The 15480-nt window shown below is 54.5% G+C and carries 16 protein-coding genes; 7 read left to right on the forward strand and 9 right to left on the reverse strand.

Annotation, left to right across the window (positions count from 1 at the left end):
* Positions 1–257: 257 nt before the first annotated feature.
* The 4 genes from RC85_RS12690 to RC85_RS12705 all read right to left on the reverse strand — a co-directional run bounded on the left by RC85_RS12690 (position 258) and on the right by RC85_RS12705 (position 3714).
* Positions 258–1760 carry an aldehyde dehydrogenase family protein gene (locus tag RC85_RS12690; RefSeq protein WP_068263209.1) on the reverse strand — a complete coding sequence of 501 codons (1503 nt, stop codon included), beginning with the start codon at positions 1758–1760 and terminating at the stop codon, positions 258–260.
* A gap of 45 nt (positions 1761–1805) precedes the next feature.
* The gene (locus RC85_RS12695) at positions 1806–2384 is read right to left on the reverse strand and encodes a hypothetical protein (RefSeq protein ID WP_068263212.1); all 579 of its coding nucleotides are present in this window, start codon (positions 2382–2384) and stop codon (positions 1806–1808) included.
* 118 nt (positions 2385–2502) lie between these two features.
* Entirely contained in the window at positions 2503–3138 is a 636-nt protein-coding gene (tmk, locus tag RC85_RS12700) for a dTMP kinase (protein ID WP_068263215.1), read from the reverse strand.
* Between the two features lie 27 nt (positions 3139–3165).
* Positions 3166–3714 carry a hypothetical protein gene (locus RC85_RS12705; protein ID WP_068263217.1) on the reverse strand — a complete coding sequence of 183 codons (549 nt, stop codon included), beginning with the start codon at positions 3712–3714 and terminating at the stop codon, positions 3166–3168.
* A 254-nt stretch (positions 3715–3968) separates the two neighbouring features.
* Between RC85_RS12705 and RC85_RS12710 the strand changes: the two genes are divergently transcribed.
* Complete coding sequence (locus RC85_RS12710; RefSeq protein ID WP_068263220.1) at positions 3969–5042, forward strand: calcium/sodium antiporter; 1074 nt, start codon at positions 3969–3971, stop codon at positions 5040–5042.
* A gap of 141 nt (positions 5043–5183) precedes the next feature.
* Here the strand turns inward: RC85_RS12710 and RC85_RS12715 are convergent, their stop codons facing one another.
* From RC85_RS12715 to RC85_RS12725, 3 genes are all read right to left on the reverse strand, one after another.
* Positions 5184–6791: a 30S ribosomal protein S1 gene (locus tag RC85_RS12715; RefSeq protein WP_084422610.1), complete on the reverse strand. Its 1608-nt coding sequence runs from the start codon at positions 6789–6791 to the stop codon at positions 5184–5186.
* Between the two features lie 274 nt (positions 6792–7065).
* Positions 7066–7326, reverse strand: coding sequence for a hypothetical protein (locus RC85_RS12720; RefSeq protein ID WP_068263222.1), 261 nt, complete (start codon positions 7324–7326; stop codon positions 7066–7068).
* A 47-nt stretch (positions 7327–7373) separates the two neighbouring features.
* Positions 7374–8042, reverse strand: coding sequence for a HEAT repeat domain-containing protein (locus RC85_RS12725; RefSeq protein WP_235033134.1), 669 nt, complete (start codon positions 8040–8042; stop codon positions 7374–7376).
* A 321-nt stretch (positions 8043–8363) separates the two neighbouring features.
* Here RC85_RS12725 and RC85_RS12730 point away from each other — a divergent pair, with 321 nt between their 5' ends.
* Entirely contained in the window at positions 8364–9350 is a 987-nt protein-coding gene (locus RC85_RS12730; RefSeq protein WP_068263228.1) for a hypothetical protein, read from the forward strand.
* Between the two features lie 562 nt (positions 9351–9912).
* Positions 9913–11691 carry a hypothetical protein gene (locus tag RC85_RS12735; RefSeq protein WP_068263230.1) on the forward strand — a complete coding sequence of 593 codons (1779 nt, stop codon included), beginning with the start codon at positions 9913–9915 and terminating at the stop codon, positions 11689–11691.
* A gap of 464 nt (positions 11692–12155) precedes the next feature.
* On the opposite strand, the gene hemQ is transcribed toward RC85_RS12735, so the two are convergent.
* Positions 12156–12992, reverse strand: a complete 837-nt coding sequence (hemQ, locus tag RC85_RS12740) for a hydrogen peroxide-dependent heme synthase (RefSeq protein ID WP_200836734.1) — start codon at positions 12990–12992, stop codon at positions 12156–12158.
* A gap of 122 nt (positions 12993–13114) precedes the next feature.
* Positions 13115–13573: a DUF4345 domain-containing protein gene (locus tag RC85_RS12745; protein ID WP_235033135.1), complete on the reverse strand. Its 459-nt coding sequence runs from the start codon at positions 13571–13573 to the stop codon at positions 13115–13117.
* 143 nt (positions 13574–13716) lie between these two features.
* On the opposite strand from RC85_RS12745, the gene msrA reads away from it, so the two are divergent.
* The 4 genes from msrA (at position 13717) to RC85_RS12760 (ending at position 15449) form a co-directional block, all read left to right on the forward strand.
* On the forward strand, positions 13717–14382 hold the full coding sequence (gene msrA, locus RC85_RS12750) for a peptide-methionine (S)-S-oxide reductase MsrA (protein ID WP_084422611.1): 666 nt from the start codon (positions 13717–13719) through the stop codon (positions 14380–14382).
* 2 nt (positions 14383–14384) lie between these two features.
* Positions 14385–14741, forward strand: a complete 357-nt coding sequence (locus tag RC85_RS12755; protein WP_068263233.1) for a hypothetical protein — start codon at positions 14385–14387, stop codon at positions 14739–14741.
* A 9-nt stretch (positions 14742–14750) separates the two neighbouring features.
* Positions 14751–14900 (forward strand): hypothetical protein, encoded by a 150-nt coding sequence (locus tag RC85_RS27470; protein WP_160148045.1) that lies wholly within the window; start codon positions 14751–14753, stop codon positions 14898–14900.
* 261 nt (positions 14901–15161) lie between these two features.
* Entirely contained in the window at positions 15162–15449 is a 288-nt protein-coding gene (locus RC85_RS12760) for a hypothetical protein (protein ID WP_068263236.1), read from the forward strand.
* The last annotated feature ends 31 nt before the right edge of the window (positions 15450–15480 follow it).

Here is a 15480-nt window from a genome sequence, read left to right on the forward strand (position 1 = left end):
TCTATTGCGCAGTAACTGATGCGACGTCCCGAGCGAAAGGCGACTATAAAAAGTCGTACGTTCCTAACACATGTTTTCCGGGACCAAAACCCTTCACGATCTGGGGCATCGCCCCGCGCGTCCACCCAGAACGAAACGCGCGGGGCGATGCCCAACGCGGCTAAACGAACTAATGCGTTTTTCGGCGACCTTGACTCTTCACAGCGCTTAACTGAACCCTGGCGGGATCAGCTACGGGTTAGTCGCAGGGATTTCTTTTACAAACTAATGCAGACTGATTTTGTTTGCAGATAGTTTTCCAGCGCTGCGTGGCCCATTTCGCGGCCCCAACCCGATTGCTTGTAACCGCCAAACGGCAGCGCCGCATCAAAGATGCTGTAGCAATTGATCCATACCGTGCCGGCTTTGACTTGCTTGGCAAATCGGTGAGCCTTGGAAATGTCGCGGGTCCAAATGCCTGCGGCCAAACCGTAGCTGGAATTGTTCGCTTGCGACACCAAATCGGATTCATCACCGAAGGGCATCGCCGCGACAACAGGCCCGAAGATTTCTTCGCGGACCACGGACATGTCTGACGACGCATTTTTTAGAACCGTGGGTTGGACGAAGTAACCAGGCCGATCGATCGCCGCGCCGCCAGCCGACGCTTCGGCTCCTTCGGCAACGCCGGCTTTTAGAAACGCAGTCACTCGGTCGAATTGTTCTCTGGAAACCAGTGGTCCCATTTGCGTTGACTCGTCAAATCCGCTGCCGACTTTCATGTTCGCGGCAATCTCACTGACCCCTGCGACCACTTCATCGTAGATTCCTTTTTGGACAAACAGACGCGATCCGGCGCTGCAGACTTGTCCTTGGTTAAAGAAAATTGCGTCGGCCGCACCCGCGACCGCTTCGTCAATGTTGGCGTCATCAAAGACAACATTGGGACTCTTTCCGCCCAATTCAAGTGTCACCTTTTTCAGGTTTCCGGTGGCGGCTTGGATGATCAGCTTGCCAACTTCGGTCGATCCCGTGAACGCGACTTTATCAACATCGTCATGCGACGCGATCGCGGCACCGGCGGTTTCGCCAAAGCCGGTGACGATGTTGACGACGCCGTCGGGCACGCCAGCTTCTTGGACCAGTTCGCCCAAACGGATCGCAGAGAGCGGCGTTTGCTCGGCTGGTTTCAACACGATCGTGCAGCCGGTCGCGAGAGCTGGACCAAGTTTCCAGGCTGCCATCAACAGCGGGAAATTCCAGGGAATGATTTGCCCAACAACTCCGACGGGTTCCTTCAACGTGAACGCTTGAAACTCGCCGCCCGGTGCGTACGGAACGTTTAGCGGAATCGTATTGCCCTCGATCTTGGTCGCCCAGCCGGCCATGTATCGGAACATATCCGCAGCCAATGCGACGTCGGCGACTTTGGCAACACCCAATGGCTTGCCGTTGTCCAACGTTTCAAGCTGAGCAAGTTCGTCAGCGTTCTGTTCGATCAGGTCACCGATCTTCCAGATCAACCGACCTCGTTGCGAGGCCGTCATCTTGGACCACGGTCCGTTGTCGAATGCTTGCCGCGCGGCTTGCACGGCCAAGTTCACGTCGGCTGCTTCGCCCTGGGCAACCTGGGCGACAACTTGATCGGTAGCCGGATCGTAAACGTCAAACGACTTGCCTGATTTTGCGTTTTGCCAAACGCCGTTGATCAGCAATTGTTTTGGCGAAGCGAGAAAAGATTGCAGTGAAGTTGGGACGGAGGATGGCGTGGCAACCGACATAACGTTTTCCTGTGTGCGAGATTGATTTAACAGAACTGGTTCATCTTAGCGGATTTTGACTTGGTCATCCGAACCAAACGCCAAGGTAATGGTTCGCAGCAATCGATCGCGGAGCATTTGCATTTGGTCGCTGCTGAGTCGTTGCCCGGTCAGGCTGGCGATGTGCAATCCAGCGATCAGCAACATCCCCAGCGGCACGATCGCCAGCGCCCACGGCGTGTCACCCATGAACCATTGAACATAGCTATAGATCGCACTGATGAAAATCAATGCGATGATGACCGCGTAGATCGCCATGAACATTGTCCAGATTTCAGGTCTGGGCGAGAACCGGCAATGCAGTTCGCTGGTTTGGGGTTCGCTGTCGTTTGGTTCGCCGTCATTTGGTTCGCGGTCATTTGGTTCGCGGTCTGGTTCCACTGTCTCGCTGATTTGAACCGACAGATGCGGCGACCAGAACCGGCGCTGTTCGGTGTCCACCAGATAGTCCAGACAACTGCCCGCGGCCTGAGAGTATTCACGCAGTTCTTCGGTCGCGATGGCGGCGCGAAGTTTGGGAATCGCAATCTCTGGTGAAACCTTTAACTCGATCACGAATGTCGGCTGCATCGTCAGCGGTTTCATTGGCGATCCTGTCGTGTTGGATTTATGAGCGAGTTTCGAAGAGGGAGAGCTCAGGTTTTCAAGTCGCTGTTTGCAGCTATTCACCTTGCCCGCCCCGCGGGAGAGGTGAATAGCAATCTTAACCGATCGCGGACGCCATCTGTGCAAACACCGCGTCGGGTTCTGCATCGGCGTTGATGACAAAGGATCGGCCGCCCGCATGGTGTCGCTGTTTCAGGAATGCTTGACGTACCGATTCCATGTAGCTTTCACCACGCTCCTCCATTCGATCGGTGGCTCGATCGAGTCTTGCCAGAGCCGATTTTGCGGGCATGTCCAACAGCAAGGTGATGTCTGGATCGAGCCCACCGGTGGAGAGACGTCCAAGTTTCCACAGCGTTTCCGCGTCGACTTCTTGTCGGCCACTGGAACCATCACCACCGACACTTTGGTAAACCACATTGGCTAACAAAAACCGATCCGACACCACGGTTCGGCCCGCTGCCAATGCCGGACGGATGATGGTTTCGATCATCTCGCAGCGGCTAGCCATAAACAGCATCGCTTCGGTGCGGCGGTGCAGTTCCAAGTCGCTGTCGAGCAGCAGTTCGCGAAGCTTCAGCCCGATCTTGGTTGAACCGGGATCGCGAACGTTCAGCACGTCGTGCCCGGACGCTTTCAGAAATTCGGTCAGCCGATCAATCTGAGTTGACTTGCCGACACCGTCGATGCCATCGAGCGTGATCAGTTGGCCGGCGAATTTTGGTTGAGTCATATTGTGGGTCATGGACCTGAATTTGTTTTACAGACCGTTGCTGACATCGGGGCCGATCACGGGGCTGTGTTGATAAGCGGTGATGACCCAATCGTCGCCTCGCTGCTCGAATTCCAATTCCAACTTTCGCAGCACGCGTAGGTTATTGAATCCGCCTCGCTTGGCACTGACGTCGGCTTTCACCGTCATCTCGACTTGAGCGGTTACCGGGATCGCGTTTTCGTCAACGTTGATGCTGGTGATCTGATTGACTTCGGCAGTCTTGAAAACGTAGTTCGGTAGTTCGGACATTGCCATCCGGCGAGTTTTCTCGTCCCCGATCACCGCGACGGCTGCTTCGTGGTCGTTCGCGGCGACTGATTTTGCGGCCGAATCAATGATTTCGGCGATCCGTTCGCGGTCGGTCACCAATCGGGCGGCCAACACCCAAGCGGCCGGAATCAAAAGGATGCAAACCAGGCCCGAGACCGCGGCCGCTTTTTTGCCCGATTGCAGCCAAGCGAAAATCAGTCCACCGCCCAAGGCCGCTAACATGATCGAAACCAGCAACGGTTGTTCAGAAAGCAGGTTGATCATGGTGGTTGGCTCGCGGTACTGATGGGAAGGCTATCCCACTGGTTTGTTGACTGTGGTAGTTTCTCGGCTGACTTAGGAACTGTCCCGAAATATCTTCCCGGTTTTCCCGTAGCTGGGCCCGCCAGGGTTCAGACCATCAGGAGTTCTACCCGACTGAACCCTGGCGGGCCCAGCTACGAGAGAGTTCGCCAAATACGGAACTTGTTTCAGGACAGTTCCTTAGCTTACCACCCCAACTGTCCCGTTTGAATTCTATGTTGATTGCCCTTCAAATTGTTGCCGGACTTGTCTTGCTGGTGGTTGGTGGTGAATTGTTGGTTCGAGGTGCTGCGTCGTTGGCGGCGGCGTTCCGAATTTCGCCGCTGGTGATCGGTTTGACCGTCGTTGCGTTCGGAACCAGTGCACCGGAGCTTTGCGTCAGCCTGCAAGCCGCCAATTCAGGTAACGCTGGGGTCGCGATTGGCAACGTCATCGGCAGCAACATCATCAACGTGTTGTTTGTGTTGGGTGCGGCCGCGTTGGTGGCACCGCTAATCGTCAACAGCGACTTGGTCCGCAAGGACGTCCCCGTGATGATCGCAGCTTCGTTTGCCGTTTGGTACATGGCGTCCGATGGTACGATCGCTCGCATCGAGGGCATTTTACTGTTTGCGTCGTTGTGTATTTATTTGAGCTATTCCATCGTGACCAGCCGAAGAGCAAACCTGGCTTCCGAGAAAGAGTTTGAAGATCTGGGCGTCGCTCTTTCAGGAAAGAAGGCGGTGGCGTTGCAGGTCTTTTTCCTGATCGCGGGTCTGGCGTTGTTAGGCGTGGGGGCCAATTGGTTGGTCACCGGTGCAACCGCGGTTGCAACATCGTTTGGCATCAGCGATTTGGTCGTCGGTTTGACCGTGGTCGCGATCGGCACGTCGATGCCCGAGGCAGTTACATCGATCGTTGCCAGTTACCGTGGTCAACGCGACATCGCGGTCGGAAACGTGGTTGGCAGCAACCTGTTCAACCTGCTGTGCGTTCTGGGGCTGACCGCAACGTTTTCGCCAGGCGGAATTCCTGTTTCGGCCGATGCGGTTGCGTTTGATTTTCCCGTCATGATCGCAGTCGCCCTGGTTTGCTTTCCGATCTTCTTGACCGGTTACCGAGTGCAGCGATGGGAAGGCGCGTTGTTCCTGATCTACTACGCGGTCTACACCCTGATCGTGGTGCTGGTTGCAAAGTCACCCGAGCTTTCAGCCAACTACGGCACCTACATCTGGTACGGCGTCATCCCGTTGTCGATCGGCACGTTCGTAGTGTCGATGTTAATGAGCCGTCGAGGTGCAAAAGATTAGTTTGAATTGGCGTTCTTAAAGTGAGTCAGTGAGCCGCGACGCGTAAGCGGCCGGGCCTAGCGCATTGCCCGAGGCCTTACGGCCAGCGGCTCACCATTGCCGCCGGTGTATCGATACGCACCCGGAACTGTGCATCTGACACTACCAGCGAAGGCCGAACTTTTCGCCGCCGGTGTCGGTGTTGTTGCCACCTTTAAGCGGTCCGGTGTGAGTCGCTTTGACGGCGACTTCGCGTTGCGGCTCTTCTTCTTCCTCGGCAACCGGCTTCGCGTCACCGCTGCCGATCGATTGAGCTTGCTTGATCGACAATGCGATCTTTTGCGTGTCGCGGTCAAACGTCAACACCTTGACCTCGACCGTGTCACCTTCGTTAATGAACGTATCGACATTGGAAACGCGGTGGTTTGCCAGTTCGCTGATGTGACACAGACCTTCGATGCCCGGCCCAAGCTTGATGAAGCAACCAAACGGAGCGATCCGTGTGACGGTGCCAGTGTGGACGGAATTCGGCGTGAATTCGGCTTCGGCGGTGTCCCAAGGGTTTTCCAACAGGTCGCGATAGGACAGCGACATTTTGCCGGTTTCCTTGTCAACCTTTTCGACAACCACCGTCACCTTCTGGCCGACTTCCAGCACTTCGCTGGGGTGTTTGACGCGGTCCCAGCTAAGTTTGCTGATGTGAATCAAACCGTCCAGTCCGCCAAGATCGACGAACGCACCGAAGTCCTTGATGCTGCGAACGATCCCCTCGCACTCGTGACCAACTTCGATCTTCTCGAGCTGTTCCTTCTTCTTTTCCTCGCGTTCGCGTTCCAGGATCGCACGGCGGCTGATCACCAGGTTCCCGCGGCGCTCGTTGGATTCGTTAACGACGCACAGGAAAGTCTGGCCCACAAATTCGGATGTGTCTTCGACGCGGTAATCGGTGATCTGACTGATTGGCATGAACGCTTTCATCTTACCAACGGTGCATTCCAGGCCTCCGGTGTTTGATGCAGTTACGGTTGCGGTGACCACCGATCCTTCTTCGATGTCTTCCCATTCAGAAACTTCGACCGCGGCACCGGGCAATCCAAGCGAAAACAATTGGTCGGCATTGCTGAACGATCGCACGATGACTTCCACGGTCGATCCAACCACCGGTTCTTCTTTGAACATTTCAAACGGCACGACGCCTTCGTCAGGTCCGCCAAGTGCGACAAAGACGCTGTCTTCATGGATCTTCAATACGACTGCTTGGACGCGGCCGCCTTCGGCCAACGGTTCTTTGCGGTCGGCCATACCAGCGTCGCCCGATAGCACGCTCTCGAAATCCATTTCGGCAAGCTCGGCGTCGAGTTCGGCTTGCAGGTCAGCGTCGAGAGCACCGCGGCGGTTGGGCACGGCAATTTTGGGTACGGCGATTTTGGAGGGCGTGGCGGCTCGCTTGGGAGCTTCGCTTTTTTCGGCCGCTGGTTTGTCGCCGGCGACGCGTGGCCGCGGAGCTTGTTTCTTCTTTGGCTTTGCAGAACCCTTTTCACTGGCTTGCGTTCCCGTTTGCTTTTCTAAATCTTCGGTGCTGACGGACGGCGATGCAGGTTTCGCGACGCCCTGGCCTCGGGCGGCAAGAGGCCCGCGAGACGGCTTTTGGGCAGCCTGATTTTCGGGAGGCGGATTTTCGGCAGGCGGTGCTGCCGCGGGAGTTGCCGACGCGTCGGGTGTGCCTTCTGGAGCTTCGTTTGCGACGGTTTTTGGATCGGTTTCGGTCATCAGAAGGGCTGAGTTGGTGAAGATGAAAAGCGAAAGTGCCGTCCCAGAGTTTACCACCTCTGCGCGACAAGGCTAGGCTTGGTTTTCCTGGGGTTAAGGCAAGCGGATCGGCGGATCGCGCAAAGTAGGCCGTAGCGAGTAATGCGAGTTACGGCAGGGCGGCACGGAGGGGCGGCACGGCAGGGCGGCACGGTGGGATGCCGTAACTCGCTTTACTCGCTACGGCCTACGAAAGCTCGGCGATCAGGATGGGATTCCACCCGGTTCTGCGTCATTACTTGCCGGTGGGCTTCGCTGGTACTTGCTGGTCGGCGTACCCGGGGCGGACGCCGGACAAGATCGCTAAGCCGGATCCGAAGGCGGCCAGCGCGATCGCTAGCCAGATGCTGCGAGCGACCGGTTTGCCGTAGCGGTCACAAATCGCTGCGAAGGTTCTCAGTTGGTAGGGGACATGCCACGGACCGGCCGCGATCGCCATCGCTAACAGGGACATCAAAATCGCAAGCGTGCCCACCAAGGGTTCGTCGTAAGTCATGCAATTCCTCAGCTTCTTCTAATAACTTCTACAAACAACCGCGGGCACTATTCGCCTGCACGTCGAAGGCTTCGCTGCAAGACACGAATCTGTGCTCGTGCAGATTCCATGTCGGGACAGATCTCCACGCAGCGCTGCAGCGCCGCCAATGCACCGGTCTTGTCACCCAACACTGTTCGGCAACGGGCCAGGCCCTGCCATGCCGGATAATGGAAACGGCAATTCCACAAACAAGCACTGTAAGCGGCGGCGGCTTGATGGAAATTTTCTAATCCGTGCCAACACGTCGCCAATTGATGATGAGCTTCAGCGTACAACGGTGCTTGGTCCACCAAAATCATTGTCGGTGCGAGTGCCCCGGCATATTCGTAACCATCATTCAAATGCATGACCTGCAACAGTTGCTGGTGGTGCAACGGAGCGGCATCGCGAACCAAGAGGGCTCGGAAAGAATCGTCGGCGGCCAATCGCACACCGCGGTCGTCGTCCGACAGCGAACGGCCGAGCGATTCGATTGAATCGTGATTGCCAAGCGTCCCCAACGATAGCGCAGCGGCGCGACGCAGTTCAACGTCGCCACGCGCCAGCAGCGCGACCAAGGTTTCGGCCGAGTAGCTGACGTCTACGTCAGCAGTAAATTTTGGCGAATCCGCAGTCGTCAGATAACGGCGATAAGCCGTGGCCAATCGAGTGGTCCGAACAAGGGGTGCGGTCACAAGCAGTTCCAGTGAATTAAAAAATTTGGGTCGTCCAACGTCGCCAATTCAAATGTTCAGGTGCGACCTGTGAAGCATTTCGAGGAAATGGTCCAGCGCGAGCATCGTAATCATCCGATCGATCGAGGCAACCCGCAGGCGGTCTTACTGATTGCTCTTATCTCGGTCAGAGCAGCCAGCACACGGTTTGTTAACAAGCTACACTGGCGTCAAAAACATCTCGGGTCGAGTTTAGTCAGCAGCATGCTCTGAAACAACAAGTCGAGCATGAATCCACGATGCGGCCGATCGATGTCCGATAAATTGCTTTAAGGGGTTCGATTGGAACTTCATCAAATCGCCAATCGCTCAAAACTGCCTGCTTTATCAGCTTTGACACCGTGTTTTGCAGCGAAAGCATTCCTATTTGCCTTGGTTCTGGTGCCCGTGGGTGCCCCGGCAAACGCTGCGGAAGGAACGAACCAGAAAAATTCAGCGGATTCGCGACTCTTTGCGAAATTGACGGTCCCGATGACCTCAATCGTCGATGGCAGATCATTTCGCGAAGGAATCACTCGCATCGCGGACTCTGTTTCCGTCAATGTTTGGATCGACCGCCACGTCGATCCATCGCGGGTGATCGATTCAGGACAGTTGGGGCCGACGGCTTATATGGCTCTGAAGAAATTGGCATCGGATCACGGTTGTGTGGTGATGCCGATTCGATCGGTTGTGCTGGTCGGAAGGAAAGATTGGGTGGATTTCATGGCGACGGCCCTCGGTAAAGCCTCGCGTGGCAAACCAGTCGATATTAGTTGGCCGATGCTGACGACGCCTGATCAGGCATTGGCGATCGTGGCCAAGGCCGATCCGGCAACGATCGAGGTAGTTGATTCGACGATGGAGCATGATTTGTGGCCGGCCGTTGATTGGAAAGAGATTGAATCTTCCGTCGCGGCGAGGTTGATTCTGTTTCAAATGGTGAAACGAAACGGCTTACCAGCAGAAACACTAACGAAGGCGGCGAAGCGAAGGATTGCACTGGATCGGAAGCTCGTCAAAGCATCGGAGACGATTGAGAAAACCGATCCGCTGGAATCGAAGTTCTCGCTGACGACCAAAACGCGTGCGGCAGACGTGCTTCGACAACTTTGCGCCGCTGCTGGCCGGCCATGCGTGATTAGTGCCGATGCCAACGCGGCGTGTCAGCGTGTCGTTTCGATTAGCGAGAAAGATGTCACGCTACGTTCGCTGATTGAAATTGTTGCGCAACAGGCTGGTGTGAAGGTCACTTGGGAAGACGGCCGCACCGTTGTTTCGATGAAGTAGCGCGGTGGTTGTGAATCGAGGTGCGGCTTGGCGCGGGGGCTGCTTTTTGTGGTGCGACTCGGCGGGGGGCCGCCAAGCTACTTTTAGCGGTGATCCTCGGCGGGGGGCCGCCAAGCTACTTTTTGTTGGTGCGGCTTGGCGGCGGGGGGCGGCGCGCTGCTTTTGGTGAATGTCTATTCACCTTTCTTGGGTTCAGGCTTCTGAGAACCGGCGCAATCGTTACGACCGAAACGGTCAGTGCATCAGGATGCCCTAAGCGGCATAAATTACGCCCTCGCTCTCTTTTGCGTGGGTAACCCTTCTTGCGTAGTCGATGAACTCAATGCATCGACTCCCTCTTTGCCTATCGGCACAGGGTCCCGAGACCGGTCCATTGATCCTTTGGTGTCAAGCAAACCTGCTAACCCAAATCATGCACCGACCTTTCGAGAGACCCTGTCAGCGCCAGCAACGCAAAGCAGGGATCGAACAAAAACGTTCACCGTCGCATGGAGCACGGTGAGGAAGATTAGCTGCGTCCAACGCAACCTAACGGTTGTATTTACTTGTGGAGATTTAAAAGATGAAAAGGCTTTGGTTAGTACCAGTCGTCGCTTTGATCGCGATTGTATCTGGTGGAAAGTCCGCTAGCGCCGCTTATTGTGGTGCTGTCAGCTATGAAGGCTGTAGCGGTTGTGGTTCAAGCATCGTCGATGGCGGTGCAGTTGCTGACGGCAGCATGATTGCTGACGGCGGCGCAGTTGCAGGCGGTTCTTACACCGTGATGCGAACTGTCAAAGAAACCGTGATGGAGCAAGTTCAAGAAACTCGCTACCGCACACGGAACGAAACGTACTACGAAACGAAGGAAGTTCAGGCCACTCGTATGGTTCCTGAAACAACCCAACGTGAAGTTCAGTACACCGTGATGGTTCCTGTCCGCGAGCAAAAGTCTCGTACGGTCAGCTACACCGTCAACAAGCCCGTTTACGAAACTCACCAACGAGTCATCAACTACACAGTCAAAAAGCCTGTGTACGAAACAAAGACTCGCGTGATCAACTACACGGTCAAAAAACCTGTCTACACTCAACACAGCAAGACCATTAACTACACCGTTAAGGTTCCTGTTCGTGAGACCAAGACTCGCGTGATCAACTACACTGTCAACAAGCCAGTGTACCAGCAACACAGCAAGACCGTTAACTACACAGTGATGGTTCCTGTTCGTGAGCAAAAGTCGCGTACGATCAACTACACGGTTTACAACACCGTGCAAGAGCAAAAAGTTCGTACCGAGAACTACAGCGTTGTAGTTCCTGAGACTTACACCAAGATGGTCACCGTTAAAGGTGGATCATGGCAAACAACGACTGAGACCATCCCTGGGAAGATGATGCGTCGCACCGTTCGTGAGCCAGGTACTTGGTCATACGATCCCTGCACATGCAAGTGCGTTTACACACCCGGTTGCTGCCGCACCGAGTGCGTCCAAGGTTGCCCTCAAACGATCTGCAAGAAAGTTTGGGTTCCTACTTGCGAGCAAAAAGAAGTAACTTGCACCAAGTACCGCCGCGAATGCCGCACCCGCGACATTCCTTACACCGTCTGCCGCAAGGTTGCCGAGTGCAAGACCAAGGTTGTTAACTACACCGTTTGCCGAATGGTTCCTGAGTGCCGCAGCAAGGTTGTCAACTGGACAACTTGCAAGATGGTTCCAGAATGCCGAAGCAAGACCGTTAACTACACCGTTTGCAGCACCGTCTGCGAGCAACGTAGCAAGGTTGTAAACTACACGACTTGCGAAATGGTTTGCGAAAACCGTCAAAAGACTTGCAACTACACGGTTTGCCGTATGGTTTGCGAGCCACGCACCAAGACTTGCTCGTACACCACTTGCAAGATGGTTCCAGAATGCCGCACCAAGGTAATCAACTACACCGTGTGCAAGATGGTTCCAGAATGCCGCACCAAGACTGTTTGCGAAACTAGCTGCCGCAAAGAGTGCTACACCAAGACCATCAAGGTTGCTAAGTGCCGCAAAGTTTGCGAGCCTTACACCGTCACACGATGTGTCCCACGAGTAGTTTGCAAGCAAGTTCCTGTTACCGTTTGCTGCCCAGCACCTGCTTGTGGCTGCAACAGCGGAATCAGCTCGGCTTCGGACATGGGCGACTGCGGTTGCTCGGCTCCTGCTGCTGACTGTGGCTGCGGAGCACCAGCTTGTGACCCTTGCTGTGCACCCAAGACTCCTATCCGCAACTTGCTGAAGAGCATCTTCGGCGGATGCGGAAACAACTGTGGCTGCGACGCTGCACCATCATGTGGTTGCGAAGTTGCTGCACCAGCTTGCGGTTGCTAAGAAGAAGTTGAATGAAGAAAAGGTTTGGTAACCAGCCCGAGCCATCGTCAAGTTCGCCGGACGTATGCGACCTTCGATGCGGGGCGAGTTTCTTGAAAAAGGAACTCGTCCCGCTTTTCGTTTCGAACGGTCTATTTTAGGAGGAAGGGGAGAAGTTTAAGTTTAGGTTTAAGTTTGAGTTTAAGTTTAAGTAAGGGCGTTCGAGCTCAAACTTAAACTCGAACTTAAACTTAAACTTAAACCCGACAATGCTCTAAATTTTCTCCGCTGGGAGAGTTTAAGTTTGAGTAAGGGCGTTCGAGCTCAAACTTAAACCCGAACTTAAACTTAAACTTAAACCCGACAATGCTCTAAATTTTCTCCGCTGGGAGAGTTTAAGTTTAAGTTTAAGTTTAAGTTTAAGTTTAAGTTTGAGTTTGAGTTTGAGTTTGAGTTTGAGTTTGAGTTTTGCCCCCCAACTTCAACTACACCCGGCAATGATTCAAGATTTTCTCGGCGTCTGCTTTATACCCAACATAGAACGGACCGAACTCGGCGTACTTCGCACTCGCTTCGTCGAAACGCATCTTGTAGACGATTTCTTTTAGGTATTCAGGATTGCGACCCCACAACGTCACCATCCATTCCCAATCGTCCAAGCCAACGCCGACCGAAATTAACTGGCTAACTTTTCCAGCGAACGCCATCCCGCTGCGGGCATGTTCGGCCATCATCGCATTCCTGGCACTAAACGGTTCAGTAAACCAGTTCGCCCCCGGCACGCGGCTCTTGTTCATTGGATAAAAACATGCCGACGGCCAATCCGGAAAATCGGGGTGCAGCCGCTGCTCGTTCATCATCGGCAACCGACGCTCGTAACCGGCCACCTTCGCAGCCAAGCCCGGTGAATCAGCGTCTTCGCCACCGCGGATCAGCCGCTCGCGATACTCTTCGATCGATGGCACATACTCGCTAATCTCGCTCATCGAAACAAACGACCAAGCGGGCTCGACATACCGTCCAAAACCAGGGGCCATGATTTGTTGATGAATCGAATCCACTTTTTGCGGATCAGGATCCATCACCATGATTCCAAAATCAACCTCATGGCCGCTGACCCAATACGACGCACATCGCTTGGGATCGCCATTGGACGCTGGGTCCAGTGCCGACATCAATTGTTGACGATCAGCATCACTGATACTGCCGTCGATCAAGTCGCGTCGAAAGCGATAGAAAAAGTGGCCGACGTGCCATCCCGATTCCGGAATCGTCGAAGGTTCAGGCAAAGCGGCAGCGGCGGGACGTCCAGGAGCGTTCATGGTTGAGAAAGTTCTGATGGTGCGAATGATGTAGGCCGTAGCGAGTCAAACGAGTGACGGCATTGCGTCTGCCGTCACTCGCTTGACTCGCAAAGACCTACGATAATCGTTCACCCGATTTTTCAACAGTCACCAACCCGACGCTCCATCCACATCAACAACCCGCCACCGGCAACCGTTGAAATCGATTCGCCAACCGACCACCAACCGGGCAACCCCGACATCACGTCAATGATCGCCTGCAGCACACCAAAGACGATCGTCAGCACACCTAGTTTTCGAACCAGCGGCCGGTAGCGATCAAAATCAGAAGCCGCGATCCACAACAGCACTCCGACAAACCCGTACAAAAGCGAAAGGTGGCGTGCGAGATAGAAGGTCAGCGGAGATTCTGGAAATGGATCAAAGCCTAGAAACTCCGAAGCCTCGCGAATCCAATGGCTTGGCATCACCGCAGCAGCAAAGGCCAGGAAAGTGACCAGTGCAATCAAACGCAAAAGCAGAATTAATCTCTGCTGATCACGATTGTTAAACTGTGATGGTTGACGTTGCCCGGGCGGGCTGGTTGTTAAATTGGGCATTTAAAGTGCGAAAACCTTTCTCCGTGCGGGGGGCGAAAACGAGTTTCGCGGTTGGGCGTTGACACCACGCCGGTTCCATTTCAACACCGGCGTCTATAATAAGCAAACGGCTACTCGAAATCGGGCAACGATAGGTAAAAAACATGAACCAACAAAATACTCAATCTCGCCGCATCGCCATCTCGCTCGCGGCAGCACTCGCGTCTGTTTCTGTGCTGATCGGTACATCATCGTTTAAACCGGCTTACGGCCAAGAAGGCATGGCACCGTCGCAGCAGACCGAAGCGGTCGCGACATTGGCGGGTGGATGTTTTTGGTGTACCGAAGCAGTCTTTGAACGCATGAAAGGCGTCAGTGATGTTGTGTCCGGTTACATCGGTGGAACCGTTCCAAACCCCACCTACGAACAGGTCACCGGAAAGCGAACCGGCCACGCCGAAGCGGTCGAAGTCTACTACGACCCCAGCGTCGTTACTTACGAAGAAATCTTGGAGGTGTTCTTCAAGACGCATGATCCAACGACCCTGAACCGGCAAGGCAACGATTTTGGTCCTCAGTATCGCAGCGCGGTGTTCTATCACTCTCCAGAACAAAAGCTTGCAACGGAGCAGTACATTCAAAAGCTGGAAGCGGCGCGAGAATTCCGTGGCAAGATCGTGACCGAAGTTGCCGAGGCGTCGCGGTTCTGGGAAGCCGAGGCTTATCACCAGGACTATTACCGAAAGAATCCAACCGCTGGTTATTGCCGAGCGGTCGTGAGCAAAAAGGTTAAGAAGTTTAACAATTTGTTCCAGGACAAAAAGAAATAGCAATGATCAGCTTGCGTGCCGCGGCAATCAGCTTCGCCTTTTCAATTTCCTGCGGATCGTTATTCAGTAACGCGTCCGCTCAGGTGATTCAACTGCCGACGGTGCGAACGTTTTCCTATTCCGGACCCGTGCTGGTGCCTGATTCTGGATCGGCATACTTAGGTGGTGTCAATCGTTCGGCTGTGTCATCACAGCGTCGCGGATTATCACGCAATTTTGGTCAAGCGAACGCTGCATCGGGCGCTGTCGTTTCAGCGACCATCATCGACCTGGATGAAATGGATCGACAAATCCGACGTGCGGACATTCAACGCGATGCAGTTCGACGAGACGCGCAGGTCGCGAAGTCTCAAGAGTAAGGCAAGCGTTTGGTCCGGTTTGCCAGGCAGCAATACCGTGCCGGGAAACTGTCTTCGTCACGAAGTGCATACCAGGTCGCGATCACGGTGCTGACCGGGCGACTGAAACAACTCGCCGTTGCCGAATACCAGCGGGTGTTTGATCGAATCGATGGATAAAAACGGCAGATTCCTTCATTGCCGTATTTCGCTCCGATCCACACGGCCTACGTGAAACCGGTGTGGGGAGAGCAAAAAAACGGGCTAACGGACAAGTGGCACAACCGGCACGGCTTGCCAGCGAATCCGGAATCCAAGTCGAACTCTTCGATCGCGTGCTAATCTGACCAGGAAGCACCGCCGATAGCCTGTTCTGTCCGAGGTTCACAACCTCGAACAACTTCATAAGTCCTTCTTCCATCGATAACGGCACTCACGTTTATGATCGGTTTCACAACCAAGGCAATGAACTTTGAAGCGCTCAGCGAACGGGTTGAGCAACGTCTTTGCGAGCTTGGCCACCTGCTTTCAGGCCAGTTCCCGATGACTCAGCGAGAAGTCATTCGTGGTGGAAAAGTGGTCGGCGTCTACTTTTGCGTCCACGGCCCCAGAAGCGTCAAGATGACGGCGATCTGCGATTTCAAAAAAGATCAAATCATCTTCTACGGCAGCGACGGAATCCGCAAAGAAAGCACCCCAATGAAATTCAAAACGCCACTGGCCGCGTAGAACGTAGGCCAGAAAGTAGGCCGTAGCGAGC

Origin of the sequence: Rubripirellula obstinata (assembly GCF_001642955.1) — a bacterium.
Classification (GTDB): domain Bacteria; phylum Planctomycetota; class Planctomycetia; order Pirellulales; family Pirellulaceae; genus Rubripirellula; species Rubripirellula obstinata.

Excerpts from the sequence above, each read along its gene's own strand:
- RC85_RS12755 (WP_068263233.1), top strand. The coding sequence starts at position 14,385 with ATGATCAGCTTGCGTGCCGCGGCAATCAGCTTCGCCTTTTCAATTTCC.
- RC85_RS12705 (WP_068263217.1), bottom strand. The coding sequence starts at position 3,714 with ATGATCAACCTGCTTTCTGAACAACCGTTGCTGGTTTCGATCATGTTA.
- RC85_RS12715 (WP_084422610.1), bottom strand. The coding sequence starts at position 6,791 with ATGACCGAAACCGATCCAAAAACCGTCGCAAACGAAGCTCCAGAAGGC.
- tmk (WP_068263215.1), bottom strand. The coding sequence starts at position 3,138 with ATGACTCAACCAAAATTCGCCGGCCAACTGATCACGCTCGATGGCATC.
- hemQ (WP_200836734.1), bottom strand. The coding sequence starts at position 12,992 with ATGAACGCTCCTGGACGTCCCGCCGCTGCCGCTTTGCCTGAACCTTCG.
- msrA (WP_084422611.1), top strand. The coding sequence starts at position 13,717 with ATGAACCAACAAAATACTCAATCTCGCCGCATCGCCATCTCGCTCGCG.
- RC85_RS12735 (WP_068263230.1), top strand. The coding sequence starts at position 9,913 with ATGAAAAGGCTTTGGTTAGTACCAGTCGTCGCTTTGATCGCGATTGTA.
- RC85_RS12695 (WP_068263212.1), bottom strand. The coding sequence starts at position 2,384 with ATGAAACCGCTGACGATGCAGCCGACATTCGTGATCGAGTTAAAGGTT.
- RC85_RS12745 (WP_235033135.1), bottom strand. The coding sequence starts at position 13,573 with ATGCCCAATTTAACAACCAGCCCGCCCGGGCAACGTCAACCATCACAG.
- RC85_RS12720 (WP_068263222.1), bottom strand. The coding sequence starts at position 7,326 with ATGACTTACGACGAACCCTTGGTGGGCACGCTTGCGATTTTGATGTCC.
- RC85_RS12760 (WP_068263236.1), top strand. The coding sequence starts at position 15,162 with ATGATCGGTTTCACAACCAAGGCAATGAACTTTGAAGCGCTCAGCGAA.
- RC85_RS12710 (WP_068263220.1), top strand. The coding sequence starts at position 3,969 with ATGTTGATTGCCCTTCAAATTGTTGCCGGACTTGTCTTGCTGGTGGTT.
- RC85_RS12690 (WP_068263209.1), bottom strand. The coding sequence starts at position 1,760 with ATGTCGGTTGCCACGCCATCCTCCGTCCCAACTTCACTGCAATCTTTT.